The sequence below is a fragment of the Curtobacterium sp. NPDC087080 genome (genome assembly GCF_044745105.1).
GTDB lineage: Bacteria > Actinomycetota > Actinomycetes > Actinomycetales > Microbacteriaceae > Curtobacterium.
In genome coordinates, this window is sequence record NZ_JBIUZP010000002.1 from 662,568 (window position 1) to 684,690 (window position 22,123).

Below are 22,123 nucleotides of genomic sequence, written 5' to 3' on the forward strand. Positions count from 1 at the left end.
CCGTGCTCGTTGTCAGGGCCCACTGTCAGGGGCACGTCGGACCATGGGGGCATGGCTTCCGTGTCCGACGCGTTCCGCTCCCGCCTCAACGACACCTTCACCAACGGCGCGACCGAGCGTCCGGCCTGGATCGACGACCTCGAACAGGGCTCCGACGCGGGCTTCTTCGGCCCGGGCTCCGCGACCTGGGCCGTGCACGGCGGCAACCACACCGTGCTCGCCGGCGTCCGCGCGCTGCTCGTGCAGGCGCTCCACCCCGGGGCACTCGCCGGCGTCGCCGACCACTCGCGCTACCGCGAGGACCCGTTCGGCCGCCTCGCGGGCACGATCCGGTGGATCTACACGGTGTCGCACGGCGACACGCAGCAGGCCACGCACGCCAGCCAGTGGGTGCGGAAGCTGCACGAGCGGGTGGTCGGCGAGTACGTCGACGGCCACGGCGTGACGAAGCCGTACGCCGCGAACGACCCGGACCTGGCACGGTGGGTGCACCTCGCGTTCACCGACGCGTTCCTGCGGAGCGCACAGGTCTGGGGCAAGCCCATCCCGGGCGGCGCCGACGCCTACGTGCGGGAGTGGGCGATCGCGGGACGTCTCATGGGTGTCGAGGATGCTCCGGAGTCGGACGCCGAACTCCGTGCGCAGATGAACGGCTACCTCGACCGAGGGGAGCTCAAGGCCGACGCCCGCACGCACGACGTGGTCCGGTTCATCAAGGACCCGCCGCTCGCCAGGCTGCTCCGCCCGGGCTACCGGGCGCTCTTCGACGGGGCGGTCGCATCGCTCGACCCGCGGCACCGGTCGATGCTCGCGCTGCGGACGCCCGGTGTCGGGCCGGTGCAGCTGCCGGTCCGACAGGTCGCGGGTGTCGTGCTCGACGGGATCGGTGCGGTGCTCGGCACGACCCCGGGCACGGAGCGTGCGGCGCTCGTGCGGATCGCGCGGTTGGAGCAGGAGGCGCGGCAGGACGCCACCGCCTGACCGGCGGGCCCGTTCGTCTCCGGGGATCCGGTCGTCGGTCCGTCTCCGGGGGTCCGGCCGTCGGTCCGTCTCCGGGGATCCGGTCGTCGGTCCGTCTCCGGGGGCCGGCCGTCGATCGGGACGCGCGCCCCGACGGACGGGAGGCGCGGTGCCAGCCGGCACCGCGCCTCCCGTCCGTCATCGGGTCCCGTCAGAAACCGGACGGCACGCGGGGGGTGTAGGCGGCCTCGAGTCGCGACACCTCGTCGTCCGTGAGCTCCATAGCAGCCGCGGCGACCGCGTCGTCGATGTGGTGCTCCTTCGTCGCGCCGATGATCGGCGCGGTGACCGCGGGCTTGCCGGCCACCCACGCCAGCGCGACCTGGGCCATGCTCGCGCCGCGGGCGTGGGCGACCTGCTGCACCGCGTCGACGATGGCTCGGTTGGCGTCCTCGTCCTGGCGGTAGAGCGTCTTGCCGAACTCGTCGGTGTCCGAGCGGCTGCCCGAACCCTGCGCGTCCCACGGGCGGGTGACCTTGCCGCGCGCCAGCGGGCTCCACGGGATGACGCCGACGCCCGTCGCCTGCGCGAACGGGTGCATCTCGCGCTCCTCCTCGCGTTCGAGGAGGTTGTACTGGTCCTGCATGCTGACGAACCTCGTCCACCCGTGCAGCTCGGCGGTGTGCTGCATCTGCGCGAACTGCCACGCCCACATGCTGCTCGCGCCGATGTACCGCGCCTTGCCGGCCTTGACGACGTCGTGCAGGGCCTCCATCGTCTCCTCGATCGGCGTGTGCGGGTCGAAACGGTGGATCTGGTAGAGGTCGACGTGGTCGGTGCCGAGCCGGGTCAGCGACGCGTCGATCTCGTGCATGATCGCGGCGCGGGAGAGTCCGGCGCCGTTGGGGCCCGGGCGCATGCGGTTGAAGACCTTGGTGAAGACCTGGACCTGCTCGCGCGGGGCGATCTCCTTGAGGAGCTGCCCGGTGATCTCCTCGCTCGAGCCGGCGGAGTAGACGTTGGCGGTGTCGAACGAGGTGATGCCGGCCTCGTAGGCGCGGCGGATGAAGGGGCGAGCGGCATCGATGTCGACGCTCCACGGGTGGGCGCCCTGGTCCGGCTTGCCGTAGGACATCATCCCGAGGACGATGCGGCTGATCTCGAGGCCCGTGCGCCCGAGACGCGTGGTGCCCACCGAGGCCGAGGCCGGGGTCGGGGTGGCGCTCGTGCGGGCGTTGTCTGTCGCGTCCGCGCTGGTCGAGCGGGCGTTGTCTGTTGCGTCCGTGATGACTCCTTCGTCGTTTCCGCCCGCCGGGTGTCGGGCGGGTGGTTCCTGTCGTGCGGTGTGGTGTCCGTGGTCGATTCCGCCCGTCGGAGGCGCGCCGCCCTGTCCAGTGCTCGCGTGGGCGCCCAGCGGGCGGAAGCTTCCGAGACGTCTGCGCTCGATCGGCGATTCCGCCCACTCGCGCTGGGCTGGATCGAGCGTCAGGCGTTCACCCTGGCATCACGACCTGTGACCGCGAGCAGGCGGACCTGCAACGGAGCGTCGTCGTCGACCTGGACCGGTGCGGCGTAGAGCCCGGTCGCGGCGAGGTCGTGGATCTGGGGCTCGAAGTACTCCCAGACGGCCCGGACGAGTTCGTCGGGCAGTGACTCGTCGGTCCCTGTGGCCCGGGCGAGATCCCACGTGTGGATGGTGATGTCGCTGGTCTGCTCGGTGAGGTACTCGTCTGCTCGGACGACGTCGGTGCTGAGGTGGACCGGAGTGTCAGCGGGCGCGTTCTGCCAGGCGCCCGATGCTGCCGAAGCGAACTTCGTCCACTCGCTCGCGAGATCCTGGCCGATCGGCTCGAGGTCCGCCTCTGCTTGGGCGTAGTCGCAACCCGTCAGGAGCTTCGGGATCCAGCGCTGCTCGTCGATGACGTGGGTCACCAGGTCGCGTGTCGTCCATTCCGAGTCCGGTGTGGACGCTTCCCAGTCGGTCACGGCGGCAACGCGGCGGCCGAACTCGGCTGCCGCGAGGGACTGCAACGCGATCCAGTCGGTGGCCATGGTGGTGCTCCTCTTCGGTCGGGACGGGTGCGGGGTGCAACGGGATCGGCGATCGGGCGATTCCCGTGCCGGGACAGGGGACAAGTTACGCCCGCCCGGGAGTCGTCGGCGCTCGTGTGGCGCAGCGCTGCGTCTTGGTCGGACAGAGGAACGTGCAAGAGCCGTCCCGAGTGGGCTGGATCGGCACGAGCGCCGGGGGATGAGGCTTTAAGATGGCCCGTTCGTGGTCGGGTGGGTGGAATCGGCTCGGGACGAGCGGTCGAGCTGCGGGAACCGCCCGTTCGTGGTCGGGTGGGTGGAATCGGCTCGGGACCGGTGATCGAGCCGCGGGAACCGCCCGTTCGTGGTCGGGTGGGTGGAATCGGCTCGGGACCGGTGATCGAGCCGCGGGAACCGCCCGTTCGCGGTCGCGTATGGGGAAGTGGCCTCCTGCTCGATCAGCGCAGGACGCGGCGGTGCAGCTGGAGGGGGCACGTGCGGACGCGGAACGGCCCGGCTCCGTGGGGGAGGAGCCGGGCCGTTCGCCGGGTACTGCAGGAACTTCGTTCGGTGTCCGCGGCCGTCGACCCCGCGCGCTGCGGGGCATCGGCAGTGGTTCGATGACTCGGAGGTCAGGCCGCCTGGAGGACGAACTGCACGTCGAGGTTGATGGTGACGTCGTTGCCGAGCGTGAAGCCGCCGGCCTCGAGCGCCGCGTTCCAGTTCACACCGAACTCGGTGCGGTCGATCTTCGTGGTCGCCTCGGCGCCCAGCTTGACCTGGCCGTAGCCGTCGGTGGTCACGCCACCGAACTCGGTCTTCAGGGTGACGTCCTTGGTGACGCCACGCAGGGTCAGCGTGCCGTCGATGAGCATGTCGTCGCCGTCCTCGCGGATGCCGGTCGACTTGAAGACCATCTGCGGGTGCTCCTCCGTGAGGAAGAAGTCACCGGTGGCGAGGTGCTGGTCGCGCTGCGCCTGGTTCGTGTTGATGCTCGCGACGTCGATCGAGGCCTCGAGGGTCGTGTCGAGCGGGTTCTCGGCGGTGACGAGCGTCGCGTCGAAGCGCTCGAACGAGCCCTTGACCTTGCTGATCGCGAGGTGGCGGACCGAGAAGGTGACCTCGGAGTGGGTCGGGTCGATCTTCCAGGTGCCGGTCTGGTAGCCCGGGATGGCGGAGGCGGTGAGCGTCATGGTGACTCCTTACGAGAGCGTTGGTCTGCGGTTCCCGACCAGGCGAAGCATGTTCATGCGCCTGCATCGAATCGAACTGTAGCCCATTCTGCACCTGTTTGGTTGAAGCGTCAACCAATATTCACGAGATCGTCGCAAGCGGGTGTCGAGAACGCGTGTCGTGCCTCCCGACCGTCCCCGTGGTGAGCAGTCGCCGGATGCGCTGGACGAAGTCGTCGGCGAGTGCGCCGACGTCCTCCGCGGTCGCACGGACCAGCCACCAGTCGACGTCCTTCAGGTGCTCACCCCGGGTCAGGTCCTTGCGGAAGGCCCGGGGATCGGACCGGTGCAGGTCGCTCTCGTACTCGATCGCCACCCTTGCGGCCGGGTAGGCGAGGTCGACGCGGGCGATCCACTCGCCCGCGACGACCACGTCGTGGTTCAGCTTCGGCTCGGGGAGACCGCGCCGGAGCAGGGTGAGCCGGAGGCGTGTCTCGCCGGGGCTCTGTGAGCCCGGTCGTACCTCGGCGAGGGCAGCGCGCGCCTTGCGGATGTGCCGTGCGCCGCGGTGCCGACCGACCGCGGCCTCGAGTTCGTCCACCGTGCACCAGTTCAGCCATCCGACGAGCCCGTCGCCGGCGACGATCAGTTCGTCGACCGTGAGGAGTGCGGCGAGCATGACGAAGGTGGTGGCCGGGTCCACGATCGGGGCGGTGCCCGAGTGGACCACCCTCGCGAGATGCGCCCGAGTGCGGTGCCCGACGGTCCCGCGCACGCGGAGCGCCTGGTCCTTCCCGATCGTGGTCACGTGGACTCGCTGGTCGGCTTCGAGTCGGCGGGGGAGCGGGATGCCGAGGAGCTGTGCGGCCGTCGTGTGGCTGAACGCCTGATCGCGCCGGAGTCGAGGTGCGACGGCTCGCGCTCGGTCCGCGTGGGAGCTCGGTGGGGTCCAGCAGCGGGTGCCGTGGAAGGGTCGGCAGAGCCGTCTCGAGCGGAGGCGGCTCGGCGGGACGCCGCGGCGCAGGGCCTCCCGGACGCGGAACGGGCGTCCGCGGAGCGCTGGTGGGAAGCGGTCGGCGATGGACATGCAGGGAGCGTGGCAGGACGCTCGGGTTCGGCGGGGCGGGCAGTGTCGGACTGTGGATGAGAGCGCGGTCGAGCGCGATGTGCAGGAGTTTCACCGCTGCTCTCCGCCGGGGCCCGGCAGCGAAGGTGCGTCGAGCGTGGCCGCGAGCGGGCGGAAACGGATGGGTCGGGAGGCGCGCGGCGAGGATTCCGCCCGTTCGGGTGAGCGGGCCGAAACGGAGGGGTCGGGAGGCGCGCGGCGAGGATTCCGCCCGTTCGGGTGAGCGGGCGGAAACGGATGGGTCGGGAGGCGCGCGGCGAGGATTCCGCCCGTTCGGGTGAGCGGGCCGAATCGGAAGGGTCGGGAGGCGCGCGGCGACCATTCCACCCGCTCACGCTCACGCTGACCGAGCGGGAACGCGCTGACGTCCGCTCATGATGGCGGTGCGGCTTGGTGCGGCTCGGGACGGTCGGGCGGAAGCGGCGACGGCCAGGACGCGCGTCCTGCGAGATCCGCCCGCTCGCGCTCGCGCTCGCGCTCGCGCTCACGCTCACGCTCGCGCTCGCGCTCGCGCTCACGCTCACGCTCGCGCTCGCGCTGGCGGTGAGCGAGGCTTCGCCGGCGCCCCACAAGGCAACGCTCGCGCCTCTCTCCCGCACGTCCCGCGCACACCCCTCCCCATCCCCGTGTCACCCCACACCTGTCCACAGGTACTCCCACACCCCCTCACGAGAGCGCTCACTCCACTAGCGTCGAGAGCATGGAATTCAGGTACCTGGGCAACTCCGGACTCAAGATCTCCGAGATCACCTACGGCAACTGGCTGACGCACGGCTCGCAGGTCGAGAACGACGTCGCCACCCAGTGCGTGCGGGCAGCGCTCGATGCCGGCATCACCACGTTCGACACCGCCGACACGTACGCCAACACCGCGGCGGAGACGGTCCTCGGCGAGGCGCTCAAGGCCGAGCGTCGCCAGTCGCTCGAGATCTTCACGAAGGTCTACTGGCCGACCGGGCCGAAGGGGCACAACGACGTCGGCCTCTCCCGCAAGCACATCATGGAGTCGATCGACGGTTCGCTCGAGCGCCTCCAGACCGACTACGTCGACCTCTACCAGGCGCACCGGTACGACCACGAGACCCCGCTCGAGGAGACGATGCAGGCCTTCGCCGACGTCGTCCGACAGGGCAAGGCGCTGTACATCGGCGTCAGCGAGTGGAACGCGGAGCAGATCCGCGCCGGTGCCGCCCTGGCCAAGGAGCTCGGCTTCCAGCTCATCTCGAACCAGCCCCAGTACTCGATGCTGTGGCGCGTCATCGAGGGCGAGGTCGTGCCCGCCTCCAAGCAGCTCGGCCTCAGCCAGATCGTCTGGTCGCCGATCGCCCAGGGCGTGCTGACGGGCAAGTACAAGCCGGGCCAGCCGGCTCCCGAGGGCTCCCGCGCCACGGACGAGAAGGGTGGCGCGGACATGATCAAGCGGTTCATGCGCGACGAGGTCCTCGAGGCCGTGCAGCGTCTGCAGCCCGTCGCCGACCAGGCCGGCCTCACGCTCGCCCAGCTCGCGATCGCGTGGACGCTGCAGAACCCGAACGTCGCCTCGGCGATCGTCGGTGCGTCCCGCCCCGAGCAGGTCACGGACAACGTCAAGGCAGCGGGCGTCACCCTCGACGCCGACGCGCTCGCCGCGATCGACGACGCCCTCGGCGACATCCCGGAGCGCGACGCCAGCAAGACGGCCAGCCCGGAGAAGCGACCCGCGTAACGCACGCGACCGACCGACGGACGGGAGGCACGGGGCCAGCTGGCACCGTGCCTCCCGTCCGTCGTGCAGCACCTCACGACGAACGCAACCGTCCGGACGGATTGCCTACCCGGCGCTGATCAGCACAAACGCTGACAGATGTTCACTGATGAACAGCAGGTGTCGCGGAACTGGCAGGGCCCTGGCAGGTGTTGTACCCCGACCAAACCACTCGTGAACGTGCCCCCGAAGAGGGGGCATGACCCGAACCGTCACCCCCGTTCTGGTGCCACCGAGCACCGGGCCGGTGCCGACTCCCTCCGCCGTGGCCGCCCACCCAGCGGCAACCGGCAGCCCCACGGCCACCGTCGCTCGGCCCGCCCGCGTCCAGCGCCTCCGCGCGACGGCGACACAACTCGCGTCCTTCGGCGCCATCGGAGCGGTCTGCTTCGTCATCGACCTCGGTGTCTACAACCTGCTGCGCGCGACCGTCCTGCCCGACGGGCCCATCGCCGCGAAGATCGTCTCCGCGGTCGTCGCCACCGTGGTCGCGTGGCTCGCGAACCGCTCCGTCACGTTCCGCTCGCAGCGGCAGGTCGGCCGGAAGGAGACCCTCCGCGAAGGGCTCCTCTTCGCCGTCACGAACGTCATCGGCCTCGGCATCGCCGCAGCCTGCCTGTTCGTCTCGCACTACGTCCTCGGCTTCACCTCGACCCTCGCCGACAACGTCGCCGGCAACGGGGTGGGTCTCGTCCTCGGCACCGTCTTCCGGTTCGTGGCGTACAAGGCCCTCGTCTTCCGTTCCACCGACGCTCACGCGAAGGAGCACTCCGCATGACCATCACCGCCACGCTGCTGACGGCCGCCGGGCCGCTGCTGCAGCCGAACGAGGGGACCGGCCCGGCAGGGAACGTCCCGAACCGCGGGACCACCGACGTCCCGACGGGAGGCTCGGGGCAGGCCCCGCAGGTCGCCTGGTCGCTGGGCGAGTGGATCGGGTACTCCGCGCTCATCGCGGTCTCCGTGCTGCTCACGGTGATCGCGCTCACCACGCTGTGGTGGATGCTGCACGCCTGGCGGTCGCGGGATGCGCTGAAGTCGACGAGCTTCAGCCAGACCCCGCTGCCGGCGGCGCACCGCTTCACCCTGCTGGTGCCCGGTCGGCACGAGCAGGACGTGATGGGCGAGACGCTCGACATGCTCGCCAAGCAGGACCACCCTGACTTCGAGATCATCGCGATCGTCGGCGAGGACGACCCGGAGACCGACGCGGTCGTCCGTGCCGCCGCCGCCCGGCATCCGGAGCTGATCAAGGTCGTCGTCGACGACACCGCGCCGAAGAACAAGCCGAAGGCGATGAACCTCGCGCTGCGGTACGCCACCGGCGACGTCGTCGGGGTGTTCGACGCCGAGGACGAGGTCTACCCGAAGCTCCTGTCGCTCGTCGACTCGCGCTTCCAGGAGACCGGCGCCGACGTCGTGCAGGGCGGCGTGCAGCTCATGAACTTCCGGTCGAGCTGGTGGTCGCTCCGAAACGTGCTCGAGTACTACTTCTGGTTCCGCTCGCGCCTGCACTTCCACGCCGGCTCCAAGTTCATCCCGCTCGGCGGCAACACCGTCTTCGTGACCCGCGAGCGGCTCGAGTGGTCGGACGGATGGGACGCGCACTGCCTGGCCGAGGACTGCGAACTCGGCGTCCGGCTCTCCGCCGACGGGGCGAAGGTCGTCGTCGCCTACAGCCCCGAGGCGGTCACACGCGAGGAGACGCCGCCCACCTTCGCGTCCCTGCTCAAGCAGCGGACCCGGTGGAACCAGGGCTTCCTGCAGGTCCTCGGCAAGGGGGAGTGGAAGAAGCTGCCGTCCTTCCGCCAGCGCTTCTTCGCCCGCTACATGCTCACCATGCCGTTCATCCAGGCGGCGACCGGTCTGCTCATCCCGCTCAGCGTCCTGATGATCCTGTTCGTCAAGGTGCCGACCGCGATCGCCCTCGTCTCGTTCATCCCCGTGGCGCCGACGCTCATGCTGCTCGCCGTCGAGGTCGTCGGACTCAACGAGTTCGGCCGCATCTACAAGGAGAAGGTCCGCATCCGCGACTACGTGAAGCTCGTCCTCGGCCTCGTGCCGTACCAGGTGTTTCTCGCCGCCGCGGCCGTCCGCGCCGTCGTCCGCCACGCGAAGGGGCAGAACGGGTGGGAGAAGACCGAGCACACCGGGCAGCACCGCACCGGCGGCGGGCAGTCCGAGGTCGTCGGCTTCGCGTCCGAGCTGACCGGCTCGTCCTCGTCCTCGTCCTCGTCCTCGTCCTCGTCCTCTTCGTCGTCCGAGCGTGAGCTCGCCGGCTCGACCACCGGGGGTGCCCGATGACCGCCAGCCTCACCCACACCACCGGGATCCCCGTCCGGGGCGCCGGCTCGCTCTCCGGCGTGCGCGGCTGGTTCCGAGTGCACGCAGCAAGCCTCGGCTGGCTGCTCCCCGTCCTCGCCGTCACCGTCGGCGTGCAGCTCTGGAACATGTCCGGCACGCCGCAGCGCATCGACGACGAGGGCACGTACACCGCCCAGGCCTGGGCGATCGCGAACCTCGGCGAGATCACGCACTACACCTACTGGTACGACCACCCGCCGCTGGGGTGGATCCAGATCGCGGCGTACACGTCGCTGACCGGGGCGTTCACGCGCTACCCGTTCGCCGTCGAGGCCGCCCGCGAGGCGATGGTCTTCTTCGCCGCCGTCTCCAGCGTCCTGCTCTTCGTCCTCGCTCGCCGACTGGGCGCAGGTCGCGTCACGGCCGCGGTCGCGGGGCTCGTCTTCGCCCTCTCGCCGCTGGCCCTGCAGTACCACCGCACGGTCTACATCGACAACGTCGCGACACCGTGGCTCCTGGCTGCGTTCGTCCTCGTGCTCAGTCGACGGCAGCAGCTCGCCGGGTTCGCCGGTGCCGCTGCCTGCCTCGGCATCGCGGTGCTCTCCAAGGAGACGTACCTGCTCGCGCTGCCGTTCCTGATCTGGATCGCGGTCCGCCGGGCCGACAGGAGCACCCGTCGGTACACGCTCAGCGTCGCCGGGGCCGTCCTGGTCGTCATCGGCGGCGGCTACCTGCTGCTCGCCGCGGTCAAGGGTGAGCTCCTGCCGGGCGCCGGGCGGGTGAGTCTCCTCGAGGGAATCACCTACCAGCTCGGCTCGCGGACCGCGTCGGGCTCGATCTTCGACGCCGGCAGCCTGGCGAACCAGGCCGCGGCGCAGTGGTGGGCGCTCGACCCCGTCTTCATCGTGCTCGGATCGATCGCCGCGGTGGTCGGGCTCTTCCTGCGCCGGGTCCGCCCGATCGCGGCGATGCTCGTCTTCCTGCTCGCGATGATGTTCCGCCCGAACGGGTACCTGCCCGTGCCGTACGTCATCGTGCTCGTGCCCTTCGCGGCGCTGCTCGTCGCGTACACCGCCGAGCGGGCGGTCCTCGCGCTCGCCGGACGGATCCGGTCCAACGCGCGGACCCGTGTGCACGGAGTCGCTCGACGTGGTCTCGGCGCCACCTGGGCCGTCGTCACCGCAGCGGCCGTCGTCGTGGCGGTGCCGCTCTGGGGCACGCAGCTGCGCGGGTTCACGTCGGCGAACCTCGACCTGCCGATGCAGCAGGCCGAGCAGTGGGTCGGCGACAACGTCCCGAAGTCCTCGCGCCTGCTCGTGGACGACGCCATGTGGGTCGACCTCGTCCGCGACGGCTTCGCCCGCAACAACGTCATCTGGTACTACAAGCTCGACACCGACGCCGCCGTCCAGCGCCAGTCGCCGAACGGGTGGAAGGACTCGGACTACGTCGTCACGACGGACTCGATGCGCACCGGCGGGAACTCCTCGCAGGACGTGACGCAGGCCATCCGGAACTCGACCAGCGTGGCGACGTTCGGCACCGGTGACCAGCAGGTCGACGTCCGTCGCATCCACGCCGAGGGCGAGACTGCCGCGAACGAGGCCATCAGCACCGCCACGAACGGGCGGAAGACGATGGGCACCGAGCTCGCGCAGAACCCGGCGCTCCAGGCCGACGCGGGAACGAAGTCGCAGTTCCGCGCCGGTCAGGTCGATTCACGCGCGATGCTCGCCCTCGGACAGGTGCTCGCCGACCAGTCCGTTTCGGTCGACCGATTCCGCCCGCTCACGGGAGAGGACGGGCAGCCCTTCCGCCGTCTCGTCGTGCAGACCACCGATCGGGCGGAAGCTGCTCGTGCGGTCGCCACCTTCGACGCCATGAGCGACGGGATCCGCCCGACCGATGTCCAGCGCGACGGCGATCGCGTCGTCGTGACCTACGCCCCGGCCGATCCCACGACGACGCCGACCAGCGCGTCCTGACCCGTCGCCGCCTCCGCGAACGGGCGGTTCCGGCAGCGGCGGTGGTCGTCCGCCGCAGGATCCGCCCGCTCGCGGAGGCGACGAGCCAGCGGTAGCGCGCGTGCCCGACGAGCGGGCGGAACCGGCAGCCAGATCGCCGGGGGCCGAGCAGGAAGCGCCCGCTCGCAACCGGACGACGGCTCTGCACCACGACTCCAGCCCGAGCGGGCGGAACCGGTAGCCGGACCGCTCGGGCCGAGCAGGAAACGTCCGCTCGGCCAGCGGCTCCCCACCACGACGGCACCCCGAGTACCAGGCACCAAGCACCCCGAGCACCCGACGCACCGAGCACCACACGAACTGAGCACCACACGAAACGAAGGAGCACCACGATGCACGCACGCACCTCCGCCCCGAACGACGCACGAACCCCCGCACGCACCCCCGCACGCACCCCATCCCGCCGCACCGCCCGCCGCCCGGTCGTCATCGCCGGGATCGCCGCGGCCGTCGTCGCCGCCACCGTCGGCCTCGCCGCACCGCAGACCGCCTCGGCAGCGACCGGCACCGACGAGGGATGGCTCCGCGTCGGCCACCTCTCCCCGGACACCAAGAGCGTCGACGTCGAGCTGACCAGCCTGTCCGGCGGCAAGACGGTCTTCGAGCTCGACGACGTGACCTACGGCCAGGTCAGTCCGTACCAGGAGCTCCCGGTCGGCACGTACGTCCTCTCGATGCGCGCCGCCGACGCGCCCGACTCCACCCCGGTGATCTCGACCGACGTGCAGGTGCAGCAGGGCGACGCGAACACCGTGGTCGCCTACGGCAAGAACGACGACCTGAAGACCAAGGCGTTCACCGACGATCTGCAACAGCCGGGTGACGGCAAGGCGAAGCTCCGTCTCGTCCAGGCGGCGACCACCGCGAAGGAGGTCGACGTCAGCACCACCGACGGCACCGCCATCGCCGAGGACGCGTCCTTCGGCACCGCCACGCAGTACGCGACCGTCGGCGCCGGCAAGTGGTCGCTCGACGTCTCGGGCAGCGGCCAGCGCGGCACCGCCGAGGTGGACCTCGCCGGCAACACCGTCTCCACGCTCTTCGTCCTCGACGACAGCAAGGGCGACCTGACCGTCGTACCGGTCACCGACGCGGCCGCCACGGCAGCGACCCCGTCCGGCGGCGTCCAGACCGGTGGCGGCGGCGCAGCCGCCGACCGCCCGTTCACCGAGTTCACCCACGCGGTCGTCGCGGCGGTCCGCTCGCTGTTCCACTGACCGACGGGCAGCCGACGGGTCACGCGACCCGTCGGCTCCGGCCTGGAGGCGCGGATCACCGCAGCCGGTCCGCCCACGTGCCCCGCGCCTCCCGTCCGACCGTCCCCGACCATCCCGGAAGAGGTGCCGGCATGACCCGCAGGACCTGGATCCCCATCACCGCCGCAGCGGCGGTCGTCGTCGCCGTCGGCGTCGCCCTCGTCGCCGTCCGCCCCTGGAGCGACGCCGTGCCGCAAGCCGGGACGACCTCGAGCGCGACGTCGTCGCCCGCGCCGGACGTCGAGCGCAGCGCGACGCAGCTGCGGTCGGACTTCCTCGACGACCACGTGCAGGACGGCCGGGTCGTCCGCACCGACCAGGGCGGCGACACGGTCAGCGAGGGGCAGGCCTACGGGCTGCTCATCGCCTACGCGAACGGCGACCGGAGGACCTTCGGTGCGATCTGGTCGTGGACGCAGCGGCACCTGGTGACCGACGACGACCTGCTCGCGTGGCGGTGGACGCCCCAGGACGGCGTCGCCGACGAACAGTCCGCGAGCGACGCCGACCTCGACGCGGCCCGGGCCCTCGTGCTCGCGGGGGAGCGCTGGGACGACGAGCGGTACACGACGGCGGGGAAGACCCTGGCGTCGGCGATCCTCGAGCACGAGACCGCGACGACCGACCTCGGCCGGATCCTGCTCCCGGGGCCGTGGGCGGACAGCGAGCCGTACCGGTACAACGCCTCGTACGCGTCGCCGGCGGCGTTCCGGATCCTCGAGCGAGCGACCGGCGACCGTCGGTGGACCGAGCTCGAGCAGGGCTCGTCGGCCGTGACCGCCGCCGTGCTCGACGAGAGCGACCTGCCGAGCGACTGGTCCCAGGTGCACGCCGACGGGACCGTCGACCCGATGCCCGCGTCGGGCGACCAGGGGAGCGTCGTCTACGGGTGGGAGGCCATGCGCCTGCCGCTGCGCTACGCCGAGGCCTGCTCCGCGGACGACCGTGCCCTCGCGGCCTCCGTCGCGCCGACGCTCGCGCGGAGCACTCGGTTGGCGGCGCAGCTCGACCTCGGCGGCACGGCCGTGACGGGGGACACGAGCGGCCTGGCCTACGCTGCCCGCGCAGCGGCGGAGCACGCCGCGGGGTCGTCGTCGGCTGCTGCCGCGGACCTGCGCCGGATGGACCGGACCGCGGCGACCACGCAGACGTACTACGGCGACGCCTGGGCGGCGCTCGGCGCGACGATGCTCACGTCGGACGTCCTCGGCGGCTGTGCGACCGCGGCGGGAGGCGCATCGTGACCGGGCGCCGAGCCGCGGCCGGAGGGACGCGCTGGTGGTCCGGCCGTCGGGGCGTCGTGGTCGGCGGGGTGCTGGCGGCGGTCCTGGTCGGGGGCGGCATCGCCGGTGTCGCCGTCGCCACCACCGGGACCGACGGGACGGGGCCGCAGGGGGCAGCGAGCAGCGCAGCGTCCGCGACGGCCGATCCGGGTGCGGCGGCGAACGGCTCCGGGGCCGGCGACACGTCGGGCTTCCAGGACCCCGCGGCTCCGGCGGCCCGCTCGACCGCGACGCCGGTACGGGTGGAGATCCCGGCGATCGGGGTGTCCTCTGGCCTCGAGGACCTCGGCCGCGGATCCGCGGGTGAGCTCGACCCGCCGAAGGACTGGGACAGCGCGGGCTGGTTCGCCGACGGCATCGTGCCCGGGCAGGTCGGTCCGGCCGTGATCGCCGGGCACGTCGACAGCCCGACGAGCGCAGCCGTCTTCTTCCGGCTCGACGAACTCGTCGCCGGGGACGAGATCCACGTGTCCATGTCCGACGGCAGTGACCGCACCTTCACGGTCGAACGGTCCGAGCGCGCCGCGAAGTCGGCGTTCCCGACGAGCGACGTCTACGGCAGCTCGCCCACACCGCAGCTCCGCCTGATCACCTGCGACGGCACGTTCGACACCGCGACCGGGCACTACACCGACAATCTGATCGTGTTCGCAGACCTGTCGTCGGGCTGACGCAGGGCGACCCGATACCCTTCGATGCGAAGCGCAAGGAGCACCATGAGCACGTCACTGGTCATCATCCCGACCTACGACGAGGCGGAGAACGTCCGCCCGATCGTCGCCCGTACCCTGGCCGCGACCGACGACAGCGTGCACGTGCTCGTCGTCGACGACAACTCGCCGGACGGTACCGGCGACATCGCGGACGAGATCGCGCGCGAGACCGACCGCGTCCACGTGATGCACCGCACGGTGAAGGACGGCCTCGGCGGGGCGTACCTCGCCGGGTTCGCCTGGGGCCTCGAGCACGGCTACGACAAGCTCGTGGAGATGGACGCCGACGGCTCGCACCACCCGGAGTACCTGCCCTGGATGCTCGAGCTCGCCGACTCGAACGACCTCGTACTCGGCTCCCGTTGGATCAAGGGGGGTGAGGTCGAGAACTGGCCGTGGTACCGCGAGTTCCTGTCGCGCGGCGGCAACCTCTACACCCGGATGGCCCTGGGCATCGCGGTGCGTGACGCGACCGGCGGCTTCCGGGTCTTCACGTCGAAGGCGTTCGAGCGGATCGACCTCGCCGGTGTCGCGTCGAAGGGGTACTGCTTCCAGGTCGACCTGTGCTGGCGTGCCCTCGAGGCCGGGCTGCGGGTCGTCGAGACGCCGATCACCTTCACGGAGCGTGAGTTCGGCGTCTCCAAGATGAGCGGCAACATCGTCCGCGAGAGCCTGACCCTGGTGACCAAGTGGGGCATCGACCGCCGCCTGCGCGAGTTCCGGTCCCTCGTGAAGGACCACCGTCGGCTGCCCTCGGTGCGCAAGAACGCGCACGCGGTCGCGGACCAGTCCGCCTGACCGGTCTGAGCCGCGAACGCGACAGTCCCCCGTGGAACCTCCACGGGGGACTGTCGCGTTCGCAGTTCGGTCGGGGCGCTCGTCAGCGCAGGACGACCACGCCTCGCGACGTGAACCGGACGACACCGGGTTCGACACTCGCCTCGCCGAAGCGGTAGAGCTCCTCGCCGGTCGCGTCCGGCACGGGCACCTCGGCGGCGTCGTCGGCGAAGTTCACCACGACGTGCACCGGTGCGGCGTCCGGGCCGAGCAGCCCGCGGGTGAGCACGAGCCAACGGTCGTCCCCGTCGAAGCGGACGGCGTTCGCCTCGTAGCGGTGGTCGACGAACGCCTGCTCGGTCCGACGCAGCGCCACGAGCACCCGGTAGGCCCGGAGGATGCGCGCACCCCGGTCCGAGGTGACGTCGGCCCAGTCGAGCTTCGAGTTCGTGAACGTGGTCGGGTCCTGCGGGTCGGGTACGACCGACTCGTCCCAGCCGTGCTCGGCGAACTCGGCGATCCGTCCCTTCGCCGTGATCTCGCCCAGCGCCTTCTCCGGGTGCGAGGTGAAGAACTGCCACGGCGTGGTCGCCGCGAACTCCTCGCCCATGAACAGCATCGGGGTGAACGGGCCGAGCAGCGTCAGCGCCGCCGCGATGACGAGCGACTCGTCGTCGAGCGACGCCGCGAGCCGGTCGCCCGCGGCGCGGTTGCCGATCTGGTCGTGGTTCTGGTTCGCGACGACGAGCGCCGTCGCGGGCGAGGTCCCGCGGTCGATCGGTCGTCCGTGCCGCTTGCCCCGGAACGAGGACCACGTGCCGTCGTGGAAGAAGCCCTGCTCGAGTACCTTCGCCAGTGCCGACAACGGTTCGAAGTCGGCGTAGTAGCCGTTCGTCTCGCCGGTGACCGCCACGTGCACGGCGTGGTGGAAGTCGTCCGACCACTGACCGGTGAGTCCGTAGCCCGCGGCCTCTTGCGGACGGAACATGACCGGGTCGTTGAGGTCCGACTCGGCGATGAGCGACAGCGGACGCCCGACGAACTCGGAGTACGCCTCGGTCTCCGATGCCATGGCCTGCAGCACGTGCGGCCGCGTGGTGTCGCGGATCGCGTGCACGGCGTCGAGGCGGAGCCCGTCGACGTGGTGGTCGCGGAACCACATCCGCACGTTGTCGAGCACGTACCGGCGGACCTCGGGGTGCTCGACGTTGACCGAGTCGCCCCAGGTGTTGCCCAGCCCCTGCAGCAGGTACGGACCGTAGAGCGGCAGGTAGTTGCCGCTCGGACCGAGGTGGTTGTAGACGACGTCCTGGATGACCCCGAGCCCCAGCGCGTGGGCGGTGTCGACGAACCGGTCGTAGGCGTCGGGACCGCCGTAGGGGTGGTGCACGGCGAACCATCCCACCCCGTCGTAGCCCCAGTTCCACTCACCGTTGACGGCGTTCACGGGGAGGAGCTCGACGAACTCCACACCGAGCTCGACGAGGTGGTCGAGCTTGGCCGCGGCCGCGTCGAGCGTGCCCTCGGGCGTGTAGGTGCCGATGTGCATCTCGTAGATGACGCCGCCGCGGGCGGGACGGCCGGTCCAGGCCTCGTCGGTCCACGCGAAGCGCTCCGGGTCGACGACCTCGGACGTGCCGTGCACCCCGTCCGGCTGGTACCGGCTGCGGGGGTCGGGTCGGACGTCCTCGTCGTCGTCGATGCGGAAGCCGTAGCGCGCACCGACGACCGGGGCGACCTCGTCGGTGCTCCACCAGTCGTCGTCACCACGGGTCAGCGCGTACTCGACGTCGTCGACGACCAGGCGCACGCGCTCCGGGTTCGGCGCCCAGACGGCGTAGCGGGCGGGAACGGTCATGCGTGACCCTCCAGGATCTCGATCTCGGCCTGCTGGTCGGAGACGGCGGCGCCGTCGGACCCGGCGGCCGCGGGTGTGGCCGTCGACGTGGACGAGGAAGCAGCGGCCGCGCCGCCGTCCGTCGTCGCGGCGTCGACGAGGTCGGCGGGCACGAGGAGCGCCACCGGCAGGTCGGTGAGCAGCTCGGCGAGCGCGATCCCGCGGGACGCCGGGAACCGCCGACCGGTGAGCAGGTCGACCCGGTCGAGCGGCACGGGGTGCACCAGGGTGTCGCCCCAGCCCCCGACCCGCTCGAGTCCGACGGGCAGGCGCGTCGCGACGGTGACGGCACCGCCGCGGTCGAACGCCAGGACGTGGTCGGCGGCGCTGCCCGTGGCCTCGAGTCCGAGGTAGCGGGTGAACAGCTCGGGGTGGTCGCGACGCAGACGCAGGGCACGGCTGACCACGAGGGTCTTGACGGCGCCGTCGGGGCCGATGGACGGCAGCCGCTCGGGTCCGTCGTCCTCGGGTCCGTCGAGCCCGGCGAGCACATGGCGGAGCTCGGTGTAGTCGACCGGTCGGCGGTTGTCCGGGTCGACGAGCGAGCGGTCCCAGCCCTCGGTGCCCTGGTAGACGTCCGGCACGCCGGGCATCGTCAGCTGCACGAGCTTCTGCGCGAGACCGTTCGACCACCCGGCTGCGTCGACGGTGCGGTCGAGCTCGTCGAGCACGGCCACGACCTGCGGGTCGTCGAAGGACGCGTCGACAAGGGCGTGCATCTGCTCCTCGAAGGCCTCGTCGGGCTCGGTCCACGTCGTGCTGTCACCCGCCTCGCGCGATGCCTTCTCGGCGTAGGCGTGCAGCCGCTCGCGGCTCGCGGGACGTGCACCGACGATCGCCTGCCACAGGAGGTCGGCGAACACGGCGTCGTCGAGGGGCGCGAGCGACTGCAGACGCTCGAGCGCAGCGGTCCACTCGGACCCGAGCTCGGCGAGCACGGTGATGCGTGCGCGGGTGTCCTCGCTGCGCTTCGTGTCGTGCGTGGTGAGCGTCGTCATGGTGTGCGGCCAGCTGCCCTGCCGGTCGCGCTGGGCCTGGTGGAACGCCTCCACCGAGACGGCGAACAGGCTCGGGTCGGCACCGACCTCGCTCAGGGTGGTCAGGCGCGACGTGCGGTAGAACGCGGTGTCCTCGACGCCCTTCGCCATGACCATGCCCGACGTCTGCTGCAGCCGGACGGCTGCGGCGTGGCCGGGATCGACGAGCGCCGGCGCGATCCGGTCGATCACGTCGTCGAGGTCCGGGCGGGCCTCGGCTGCGCGCTCGAGCGCGTCGATGAGGTGGTGGACGCCCTCGGGCAGGTACGTCCGGTAGACCTCGAAGGACGCCACGATCTCGGCGACGGCGTCCACGACGCGGTCCTCGGGCACGTCCGCCGCCACGGGGGCGAGGAGCCGGGCGAGCCGGCGGACCTCGCTGCCGAGGATGCCGTCGGCGATCCCTCGACGCGTGTCGTGGGTGAGCTGCTGCCAGTCGGTCGGCTCAGCGCCGGACGCGGCGGACAGCGCCGACTCACCGGCGGGGTCGACGAACACCCGGTCGACCACTGCGAGTGCGTCGTACCCGGTCGTGCCGTCGACCGGCCACGACGAGGGCAGCTGCTCACCGGGCTCGAGGATCTTCTCGACCAGGGTGTACGCGCCGCCGGTCAGCTCGTGCAGGTCCTGCAGGTAGCCGGCGGGGTCGTACAGGCCGTCCGGGTGGTCGATCCGCAGACCGTCCACCAGCCCGTCGCGGAACCACCCGCCGATCGTCGCGTGCGAGGACGCGAACACCTCGGGCTCCTCGACGCGGATCGCCGCGAGGGTGTTCACCGCGAAGAAGCGGCGGTAGTTGAGGTCGTGGTCCGCACGCTTCCAGTGCACGAACTCGTAGTGCTGGCGGGCGTGCACGGTCTCGACGTCGTCGCCGTCGTGCACGGTGCCCTCGGCGGTCGGGTACGCGGTGTCGCCGACGTACAGGCGACCGTCGCGCAGCTCGACCGCCTCGAGCAGCCGGTCGTCGAGCACCGGGATGCGGATGCGACCGTCGCCGGCATGCCAGTCGACGTCGAACGCCCAGGCGACGGGGGAGCCCTGCCCTGCCTCGAGCAGCGACCACCACCACGGGTTGGCCTCCGGCGTCGCGACGCCGACGTGGTTCGGCACGATGTCGACGAGCACGCCGAGGCCCGCGGCGTGGGCGGCCTCGGCGAGCGCCCGGAGTGCAGCGTCGCCACCGCGCTCGGTGTCGACGTGGGAGTGGTCGACGACGTCGTAGCCGTGCTGCGACCCGGGCTCGGCCTGCAGCACGGGGGAGAGGTAGACCCAGTCCGCACCGAGGGTACGGATGTGGTCGACCACGCCCTGGGCGGCAGCGAGGTCGAAGTCTGCGGTGACCTGCAGCCGGTAGGTGGACGTGGGGACGCGGCGAGCGCTCACGCGGTGGCTCCTGTGGATTCGGGTTCGGTGTCGGGAGAGTCGGGCTCGGATCCGGACTCGGACTCGGACTCGGGCTCGGGCTCGGACTCGGGCTCGGACGAGGCGGCGGTCGCGGGCTCGGGGTCGGTCGCGGACGCGGTCGGCGCCGCCGCCGGGTTGCTCGGGGTCGACTGTCGCCCGCCCTCGACCGACTCGACCTGGGTGGTGGTGACCTCGTGGTCGGGTTCGGCGCGGAGCACGATCATCGAGCGTGCGGGCACGTCGAGCGGTGTCCCCGCGTCGAGGACCGTCTCGCGCGCCCCCGGTTCGGCCGTGTCGATCCGCACGGTCCAGCCGGGGGAGTACTCCTCGGGCGGCAGCGTGAAGGTCACGACGTCGTCGTGTGCGTTGTAGTACGTCAGGAACGCCACGTCGGTGACGCGCTCGCCCCAGCGGTCGCGGCCGCGGATGCCCTCGCCGTTCAGGTACATGCCGACGCTCTTTCCGAAGCCGGAGTCCCAGTCCTCCGGGTCCATCGCCTCGCCGGAGGGGGTCAGCCAGACGACGTCGGGCAGCGGCTCGCCCTCGCCTCGGCGCACCGGACGACCGTTGAAGTACCGTGTGCGGCGGAACGTCGGGTGGTCGTGCCGGAGCTTCACGACGTCGGCGGTGAACTGCACGAGCTCGTCGTCGGCGTGCTCCCAGTCGATCCAGCTGATCGCGGAGTCCTGCGCGTACACGTTGTTGTTGCCGTGCTGGGTGCGGCCGAGTTCGTCACCGTGGGCGATCATCGGCACGCCCTGGCTGAGCAGGAGCGTGGCGAGGAAGTTCCGGCGGCGCTGGAGACGGAGCGCGGCGACGTCCGGGTCGTCGGTCGGTCCCTCGACCCCGGAGTTCCACGACCGGTTGTGGCTCTCGCCGTCGTTGTTGTCCTCGCCGTTGGCCTCGTTGTGCTTGTCGTTGTAGGCGACGAGGTCGTACAGCGTGAAGCCGTCGTGGGCCGTGATGAAGTTGATGCTGGCCTTGGGCGTCCGACCGTCGTGCTCGTACAGGTCGGCCGACCCGGAGATGCGCGAGGCGAACTCGCCGAGCGTCGAGGGTTCGCCCCGCCAGAAGTCGCGGACCGTGTCACGGTACTTGCCGTTCCACTCGGACCACTGCGGCGGGAAGTTGCCGACCTGGTACCCGCCGGGTCCGACGTCCCACGGTTCGGCGATGAGCTTGACCTGCGACACGATCGGGTCCTGCTGGACCAGTTCGAAGAACGCGGCGAGCCGGTCGACCTCGTAGAACTCCCGCGCCAGGGCCGCGGCCAGGTCGAAGCGGAACCCGTCGACGTGCATCTCGGTCACCCAGTACCGCAGCGAGTCCATGATGAGCTGCAGCGAGTGCGGGTGCCCGACGTTGAGCGAGTTGCCCGTACCGGTCGTGTCCATGTAGTACCGCTTGTCGTCCTCGACCAGGCGGTAGTAGGCCGCGTTGTCGATGCCGCGGAAGGACAGGGTCGGTCCGAGGTGGTTGCCCTCTGCCGTGTGGTTGTAGACGACGTCGAGGACCACCTCGATCCCAGCACGGTGGAGCTCGCGAACCATCGCCTTGAACTCCTGCACCTGCTGCCCGCGGTCGCCGGACGACGAGTAGTGCGAGTGCGGCGCGAAGAAGCCGATCGTGTTGTAGCCCCAGTAGTTCGACAGCCCCTTCTCCTGCAGCGTGGAGTCGTTGACGAACTGGTGCACGGGCATGAGCTCGAGCGTCGTGATCCCGAGCCGCTTGAGGTGCTCGATCACGGCGGGGTGCGCGACGCCGGCGTAGGTGCCGCGCTGCTCCTCGGGGACGTCCGGGTGCGTCTCGGTGAGGCCCTTGACGTGCGCCTCGTAGATCACCGTCTCGCCGTAGGGGATCCGGGGAGCCCGGTCGCCCTGCCAGTCGAAGAACGGGTTGATGACGACGCCCTTCATCATGTGGGACGCCGAGTCCTGGTCGTCGGTCGAGTCCGGGTCGCCGAACGTGTACGAGAACAGCGCCTGGTCCCAGTCGATGTCGCCGCTGGTCGCCTTGGCGTAGGGGTCGAGGAGCAGCTTGTTCGGGTTGCCGCGCAGGCCGTTCGCCGGGTCGTACGGGGCGTGCACGCGGAAGCCGTACTCCTGCCCCGGGGCGACGTTCGGCAGGTAGGCGTGCCAGACGTGGGCGTCCACCTCGACCAGGTCGACGCACTCCTCGTTCCCCGCGTCGTCGAACAGGCACAGTTCCACACGGTCGGCGACCTCGCTGAACAGGGCGAAGTTCGTGCCGCTGCCGTCGTAGGTCGCCCCGAGGGGGTACGGGTTGCCGGGCCAGGTGTGCAAACGGTCCTCCAGGTGTGGGTCCGGCCAACATATCGGCGCAGCCTGCCCGCGTCCGCAGACAAGCCACAGCCGTGGACACCAGGAGCGCGGCC

General features: G+C 71.1%; 16 protein-coding genes. 9 read left to right on the forward strand and 7 right to left on the reverse strand.

Annotation, left to right across the window (positions count from 1 at the left end; translation table 11 throughout):
- The first annotated feature begins 51 nt into the window (after nucleotides 1-51).
- Entirely contained in the window at nucleotides 52-981 is a 930-nt protein-coding gene (locus ACIPEQ_RS07275) for an oxygenase MpaB family protein (protein ID WP_402714669.1), read from the forward strand.
- 190 nt (nucleotides 982-1,171) lie between these two features.
- Here the strand turns inward: ACIPEQ_RS07275 and ACIPEQ_RS07280 are convergent, their stop codons facing one another.
- The 4 genes from ACIPEQ_RS07280 to ACIPEQ_RS07295 form a co-directional block, all read right to left on the reverse strand.
- Nucleotides 1,172-2,155 carry an aldo/keto reductase gene (locus ACIPEQ_RS07280; protein ID WP_402714670.1) on the reverse strand — a complete coding sequence of 328 codons (984 nt, stop codon included), beginning with the start codon at nucleotides 2,153-2,155 and terminating at the stop codon, nucleotides 1,172-1,174.
- A gap of 290 nt (nucleotides 2,156-2,445) precedes the next feature.
- The gene (locus ACIPEQ_RS07285; protein ID WP_126891553.1) at nucleotides 2,446-3,012 is read right to left on the reverse strand and encodes a TIGR03086 family metal-binding protein; all 567 of its coding nucleotides are present in this window, start codon (nucleotides 3,010-3,012) and stop codon (nucleotides 2,446-2,448) included.
- A 611-nt stretch (nucleotides 3,013-3,623) separates the two neighbouring features.
- The gene (locus ACIPEQ_RS07290; protein ID WP_126891554.1) at nucleotides 3,624-4,184 is read right to left on the reverse strand and encodes a YceI family protein; all 561 of its coding nucleotides are present in this window, start codon (nucleotides 4,182-4,184) and stop codon (nucleotides 3,624-3,626) included.
- A 121-nt stretch (nucleotides 4,185-4,305) separates the two neighbouring features.
- Complete coding sequence (locus tag ACIPEQ_RS07295; protein WP_402714671.1) at nucleotides 4,306-4,971, reverse strand: hypothetical protein; 666 nt, start codon at nucleotides 4,969-4,971, stop codon at nucleotides 4,306-4,308.
- Between the two features lie 1,018 nt (nucleotides 4,972-5,989).
- Between ACIPEQ_RS07295 and ACIPEQ_RS07300 the strand changes: the two genes are divergently transcribed.
- The 8 genes from ACIPEQ_RS07300 to ACIPEQ_RS07335 all read left to right on the forward strand — a co-directional run bounded on the left by ACIPEQ_RS07300 (nucleotide 5,990) and on the right by ACIPEQ_RS07335 (nucleotide 15,411).
- On the forward strand, nucleotides 5,990-6,994 hold the full coding sequence (locus ACIPEQ_RS07300; protein WP_250366501.1) for an aldo/keto reductase family protein: 1,005 nt from the start codon (nucleotides 5,990-5,992) through the stop codon (nucleotides 6,992-6,994).
- A 286-nt stretch (nucleotides 6,995-7,280) separates the two neighbouring features.
- Nucleotides 7,281-7,811, forward strand: coding sequence for a GtrA family protein (locus tag ACIPEQ_RS07305; protein ID WP_250366502.1), 531 nt, complete (start codon nucleotides 7,281-7,283; stop codon nucleotides 7,809-7,811).
- Nucleotides 7,808-9,337, forward strand: a complete 1,530-nt coding sequence (locus ACIPEQ_RS07310; protein ID WP_402714672.1) for a glycosyltransferase — start codon at nucleotides 7,808-7,810, stop codon at nucleotides 9,335-9,337. The genes ACIPEQ_RS07305 and ACIPEQ_RS07310 overlap by 4 nt, the downstream gene beginning before the upstream one ends.
- On the forward strand, nucleotides 9,334-11,322 hold the full coding sequence (locus ACIPEQ_RS07315; protein ID WP_402714673.1) for an ArnT family glycosyltransferase: 1,989 nt from the start codon (nucleotides 9,334-9,336) through the stop codon (nucleotides 11,320-11,322). Before ACIPEQ_RS07310 ends, ACIPEQ_RS07315 begins: the two co-directional genes overlap by 4 nt.
- Before the next feature lie 371 nt (nucleotides 11,323-11,693).
- A complete protein-coding gene (locus ACIPEQ_RS07320) occupies nucleotides 11,694-12,578 on the forward strand; it encodes a DUF4397 domain-containing protein (RefSeq protein ID WP_402714674.1) in 885 nt (294 codons plus the stop codon).
- A 131-nt stretch (nucleotides 12,579-12,709) separates the two neighbouring features.
- On the forward strand, nucleotides 12,710-13,861 hold the full coding sequence (locus tag ACIPEQ_RS07325; protein WP_402714675.1) for a glycosyl hydrolase family 8: 1,152 nt from the start codon (nucleotides 12,710-12,712) through the stop codon (nucleotides 13,859-13,861).
- On the forward strand, nucleotides 13,858-14,571 hold the full coding sequence (locus tag ACIPEQ_RS07330; RefSeq protein ID WP_402714676.1) for a class F sortase: 714 nt from the start codon (nucleotides 13,858-13,860) through the stop codon (nucleotides 14,569-14,571). Before ACIPEQ_RS07325 ends, ACIPEQ_RS07330 begins: the two co-directional genes overlap by 4 nt.
- A gap of 45 nt (nucleotides 14,572-14,616) precedes the next feature.
- Nucleotides 14,617-15,411 (forward strand): polyprenol monophosphomannose synthase, encoded by a 795-nt coding sequence (locus ACIPEQ_RS07335; protein WP_209677796.1) that lies wholly within the window; start codon nucleotides 14,617-14,619, stop codon nucleotides 15,409-15,411.
- A gap of 82 nt (nucleotides 15,412-15,493) precedes the next feature.
- Here the strand turns inward: ACIPEQ_RS07335 and treZ are convergent, their stop codons facing one another.
- From treZ to glgX, 3 genes are read right to left on the reverse strand one after another with little or no spacing between them, the layout of a single operon-like run.
- Nucleotides 15,494-17,248 carry a malto-oligosyltrehalose trehalohydrolase gene (treZ, locus tag ACIPEQ_RS07340; protein ID WP_402714677.1) on the reverse strand — a complete coding sequence of 585 codons (1,755 nt, stop codon included), beginning with the start codon at nucleotides 17,246-17,248 and terminating at the stop codon, nucleotides 15,494-15,496.
- Entirely contained in the window at nucleotides 17,245-19,707 is a 2,463-nt protein-coding gene (gene treY / locus ACIPEQ_RS07345) for a malto-oligosyltrehalose synthase (RefSeq protein ID WP_402714678.1), read from the reverse strand. The genes treZ and treY overlap by 4 nt, the downstream gene beginning before the upstream one ends.
- Nucleotides 19,704-22,031, reverse strand: coding sequence for a glycogen debranching protein GlgX (gene glgX, locus ACIPEQ_RS07350; RefSeq protein ID WP_402714679.1), 2,328 nt, complete (start codon nucleotides 22,029-22,031; stop codon nucleotides 19,704-19,706). The genes treY and glgX overlap by 4 nt, the downstream gene beginning before the upstream one ends.
- Between the last annotated feature and the right edge of the window lie 92 nt (nucleotides 22,032-22,123).